The sequence below is a fragment of the Thermococcus celericrescens genome, assembly GCF_001484195.1.
Lineage (GTDB): Archaea > Methanobacteriota_B > Thermococci > Thermococcales > Thermococcaceae > Thermococcus > Thermococcus celericrescens.
The window spans coordinates 1-4,670 of record NZ_LLYW01000055.1 but is presented as its reverse complement, the minus strand read 5'-3'; the positions used below and the strand labels follow the sequence as shown (position 1 = coordinate 4,670).

The 4,670-nt window shown below is 59.6% G+C and carries 4 protein-coding genes and 2 pseudogenes; all 6 read left to right on the top strand.

Annotated features, from left to right (window positions below; all coding sequences use genetic code 11):
- The coding region (locus tag APY94_RS12415; RefSeq protein WP_058939915.1) for a thiamine pyrophosphate-dependent enzyme at window positions 1-755 on the top strand (755 nt) is incomplete at its 5' end.
- 113 nt (window positions 756-868) lie between these two features.
- Window positions 869-1,450: a molybdenum cofactor guanylyltransferase MobA gene (mobA, locus tag APY94_RS12410; protein WP_058939914.1), complete on the top strand. Its 582-nt coding sequence runs from the start codon at window positions 869-871 to the stop codon at window positions 1,448-1,450.
- A gap of 124 nt (window positions 1,451-1,574) precedes the next feature.
- Window positions 1,575-2,279 carry an FmdE family protein gene (locus tag APY94_RS12405; protein WP_058939913.1) on the top strand — a complete coding sequence of 235 codons (705 nt, stop codon included), beginning with the start codon at window positions 1,575-1,577 and terminating at the stop codon, window positions 2,277-2,279.
- 13 nt (window positions 2,280-2,292) lie between these two features.
- Window positions 2,293-3,420 carry an iron ABC transporter substrate-binding protein gene (locus tag APY94_RS12400; protein WP_058939916.1) on the top strand — a complete coding sequence of 376 codons (1,128 nt, stop codon included), beginning with the start codon at window positions 2,293-2,295 and terminating at the stop codon, window positions 3,418-3,420.
- A 5-nt stretch (window positions 3,421-3,425) separates the two neighbouring features.
- A pseudogene (locus APY94_RS12395) lies at window positions 3,426-4,459 on the top strand (FecCD family ABC transporter permease).
- Window positions 4,456-4,670 (top strand): annotated as a pseudogene (locus tag APY94_RS12390) (ATP-binding cassette domain-containing protein); the annotation flags it as partial. The pseudogenes APY94_RS12395 and APY94_RS12390, both read left to right, overlap by 4 nt.

Here is a 4,670-nt window from a genome sequence, read left to right as displayed (position 1 = left end):
TTGAGAACGCGGCCGCTGCTGCAAGCGGTGTCGAGGCCGCCTGGAAGAAGCTCGGAAGGAAGGGCAAGATACTCGCCATAGGCGGTGACGGCGGTACCGCCGACATCGGTATGCAGGCCCTCAGCGGTATGCTCGAGCGCTGGCACAACGTCGTTTACCTCATGTACGACAACGAGGCCTACATGAACACCGGAATCCAGAGGAGCTCCTCAACCCCCTACGGTGCCTGGACCACCACCAGCCCGCCGGGCAAGTACTCCATCGGTGAGGACAAGCCCAAGAAGTGGGTCGCCCTCATCGCCGCCGCCCACCAGGTTCCGTACGTCGCAACCGCCAGCATAGGCAACCCGTTCGACTTCGTCAAGAAGATGAAGAAGGCCGCCAAGGTGGACGGCCCGGCCTTCGTCCAGGTCCAGTGTACCTGCCCGACCGGATGGAAGAGCCCGCTCGAGAAGGGTGTCGAGATCGCCAGGCTCGCCATCGAGACCGGCGTCTGGCCGCTCTTTGAGATCGAGAACGGCGACCTTTGGAACATCAAGATACAGGCTCCGGGAGGAGGCGCCAAGGTCAAGCGCGAGGGCGGTCGCGTAGTTGCCATCGAGTTCAAGAAGCCCATCGAGGAGTACCTCAAGCTCCAGGGCAGGTTCAAGCACCTCTTCAAGCAGCCCGAGGCCATCGACGTCATGCGCGAGCAGATAAAAGCAATGTGGAAGACCATCGGCGTCGAGGTCACCCTCCCGAAGCCGGAGGAGTGAGTTCCTCCCCTTTTGTTTCCCATTTTGATGCCGTTGATAAAAGAGAAGTGACGTCAGCCGGCGGTTCTTTTAGGTGAGATACCCTTGAAGCGACCCGTTCTGAGGTGTAAGGCGTGATCGGGGCGGTCCTAGCGGGAGGCAGGAGCAGGCGCTTCGGGGGCGACAAGCTCCTCGTCAGAATCGACGGGAAGCCCCTCATTCTCCACACCATCGAGAGGGTTGAACTGGCAAGGGGGGTCGACGAGATAGTGGTAATCTCATCCAGGGAGAATGCGGACATGATTGAAGCGCTCGGCTACGACGTCCTCGTCGATACACTCATGATCGGCCCAATAGGCGGCATCTACACCGCGCTGAGCCTCGGTGATGCCTTCGTGGTGGCCGGGGACATGCCGCTCATTGTCCCCGGGTTCATTGATTTCATCATCGATAGGTTCCTGGAGGCAAAAAAGCCAGCCTGCGTGCCGAGATGGGCAAACGGCTACCTCGAACCGCTCCATGCGGCATATTCTCAGGATTTCCTCCCGCTTCTTAGGGAAAAGATTGAGGAGGGAAACTACGCTATAAACAGGGCCGTGCGGGAAAGCGACGCCTGTTACGTGGATATCGAGGAACTGCCAGAGGAATGGCGGGAGAGCTTATTCAACGTGAACACCCGCGGGGACGTTGAAAAGCTAAAGGGAAGAAACGTTTAGATCGCCTGGTGCCCTCCCGGGAGTTGTCCCGGGCCAGAGCCTCGGCTATCCAACCTTTTGTTTATAACACCCATATCAAAAAAGTGTTAAAAATCGTGCTACTTGATCTGAAATTGGTGATACAATGCTTGAGCTCAACAGGTTAGTGGCAGAGAGAAACGTCGATGGAATACTGGAATACGCGAGAGAGTTCCACGGCCACGTTTGTCCCTACCTCGCCCTGGGGATAAGGGCATCGCTGATAGCGATGGAGGAACTCGGGGTTGGGAGACTCGACTACTCCGGCAGCGTCGATGAGTCCATACTCGCGATAGTCGAGATCAACAGCTGCTTCACCGACGGCGTCCAGGTCACCACAGGCTGCACCCTCGGCAACAATTCGCTGGTGTACATCGACCTCGGAAAAACCGCCCTGACGCTCGTCAGGCGCTCCACCTGGGAGGGCGTCAGGGTTTACGCCGACGGGGAAAAGCTGAGGAGGCACTATCCCCCCGAAGCCCTCAAACTGTTCAACAAGGTCGTCAGGGAGCGGAGGGGAACCGAAGAGGAGAGAAAGCGCCTGTGGGAACTGTGGGAGAGGGCGGCGAGAACCATGCTCCACCTCCCCAAAGAAGAATTCAAAATCGAGAGCGTAAAGGTTCCCCCCATAGAACAGGCGCCGATAGTTGAGAGCGCCCGCTGCTCAAAGTGTGGCGAGCTGTTCATGGAGTCGAAGGCGGTTTACATAAACGGCGAACCCTTCTGCCTCCGCTGCGCCGGCGAGGCGTACCTAGGGGTCGTCGGTAAGGGCATAGTGGAGATCAACCAAACCGCTCCAAGGGGGTGCTGACATGGGAAAAGTTATGAAACGGCTGCTCGCGGTTTTCCTCATACTGCTGACCGTCTCTCTGAGCGGGTGCATCGGAAACGCCGCGGAGAAAAGCGGATCAGAAACCACGACCGGAACCATAACCGTCACCGATGCCCTGGGAAGAACCATAGAGGTTCCGGCCCACGTTGAAAGGGTCGTTGCAGCGGGGCCGGGTGCGCTCAGACTGGTTGTTTACCTCAACGCAAGCGACATGGTCGTTGGGGTGGAGGACTTCGAAAAGCGCTACAGTTTCGGAAGGCCGTACATCATAGCCCATCCCGAGCTTAAAGAGCTTCCCAGCATAGGTCCTGGTGGCCCCGGAAAGCTGCCGGATTTCGAGGCCCTGATAAAGCTCGAACCGGACGTGATATTCATCACCTACGTCGATGTCAAGACCGCAGACGAGATACAGGAGAAGACGGGAATACCCGTCGTCGTGCTCAGCTACGGGGAGCTGGCGACCTTTGATAATGAGGAGCTGTTCAAATCGCTCGAGCTGGCCGGGAGGATTCTCAACAGGGAGAAGCGCGCCGAGGAGGTCATAGCCTTCCTCAAATCCGCGCAGGAGGACCTCCTGAAGCGCACAGAAGGCGTCGAGCCGAGGAGCGCATACGTAGGGGGCATCGGCTACAAGGGCGCCCACGGGATAGAGAGCACGGAGGCAGGATACCCGCCGTTTGCGGCAGTTCATGCAAAGAACGTCGCCGATGAGCTGGGAAGCGGCCACAAATCCATCGACGTGGAAAAGCTCCTCGAATGGCAGCCGGAGTACATCTTCATAGACGAGGGTGGTCTAAAACTCGTCCTCGACGACTATAGAAAGAACCCCGACTTCTACAACTCCCTCAGCGCCGTGAAAGAGGGCAACGTTTACGGCATGCTGCCGTACAACTTCTACACCACCAACATAGGCACGGCCCTGGCGGATGCCTACTTCATAGGAAAAGTCCTCTATCCCGAGCGCTTTAAAGACATAGACCCGGCTGAGAAGGCGGACGAGATATACAGGTTCCTCCTCGGAAAGTCCGTTTACGCCGTCATGGCGGACCAGTTCGGAGGCTTCGGGAGCATAGACCTCTCCAACGGAACTGTGAAGCACTCACTACCGACGTCACCGTGATCACCATGGACTACGAGAGGTACACCGCCAAAAAGCTCTCCATTGGCCTTTTCCTCTTTCTCCTCACGGCCCTGGTTAGCCTGTACTCCCTCTCCCACGGCTCGTATGAACTCACACCCCGCGAGGTTCTGGAGGCGCTCCTCGGGGGAGGGAGCGGGGGCGCGGGCCTCGTCGTCTGGAAAGTCAGGCTTCCCCGCATAACCGCGGGCCTCCTCGTGGGGGCCACCCTGGCCGTGGCCGGCGCCGTCATGCAGGGCTTCCTCAGGAACCCACTGGCCACGCCCTTCACGATGGGGGTTTCCCATGGCGCGATGTTCGGGGCCTCCCTCGCGATACTTCTCGGAGCCGGCTATGCCGAGAGCTCCGGCAGGATATCCCTTGACAACCCCTACGTGGTCGTCCTCTTCGCCTTCATGGGGGCGATAAGCGCCACGGCGGTAATACTGCTCCTCGCGAAGCTGAGGGGACTGAGCCCGGAGGCGATAATCCTGGCGGGCGTCGCCATGAGCTCCCTGTTCGTGGCCCTGACCACCCTCGCCCAGTACTTCGCCGACGAGCTACAGCTCGCCGCCATGGTTTACTGGAGCTTTGGGGACCTCGGCAGGGCCACATGGAGGGAAGATGCCATAATGGCCGCCATCTTCATCCCGGTCCTCGGGTACTTCATCGTCAAGCGCTGGGACCTGAACGCCGCCGCCATGGGCGACGAGGTGGCGAAGAGCGTTGGCGTTGATGTTGAGCGGGTGAGGCTGATCTCCACGTTCCTCGCGGCCCTGATAACCGCAGTCAGCGTTGCCTTCGTCGGGGTCATCGGCTTCGTTGGCCTGATAGCCCCCCACGCGGTGAGGCTGGTGGCGGGCGGGGACCACCGCTTCCTGATTCCCCTATCGGCGCTGGCGGGGGCGCTCCTCCTTGTAACCGCCGACACCATCGCGAGGCTCATCCTGTCGCCGATGATACTTCCGGTGGGCATAGTGACGTCCTTCCTCGGCGCGCGACGTTCATCTACCTGCTGGTGAAGATGGAGGGAAGGAGATGAAGCCGTCATCCGAAAAGCACGTCCTGAGTGCCAGAAACCTGCGGTTCTCATACAACGGTTCCGCGGTGCTCAGGGGGATTAACCTGGACGTCGGGGAGGGCGAGTTCGTGGCGGTGCTCGGGCCCAACGGTGCCGGTAAGAGCACCCTCGTGAAGTGCCTGGCGGGGATACTGAACTGCGGGGAGTGGAAGTCTTTGGACGGCCCCTCCGC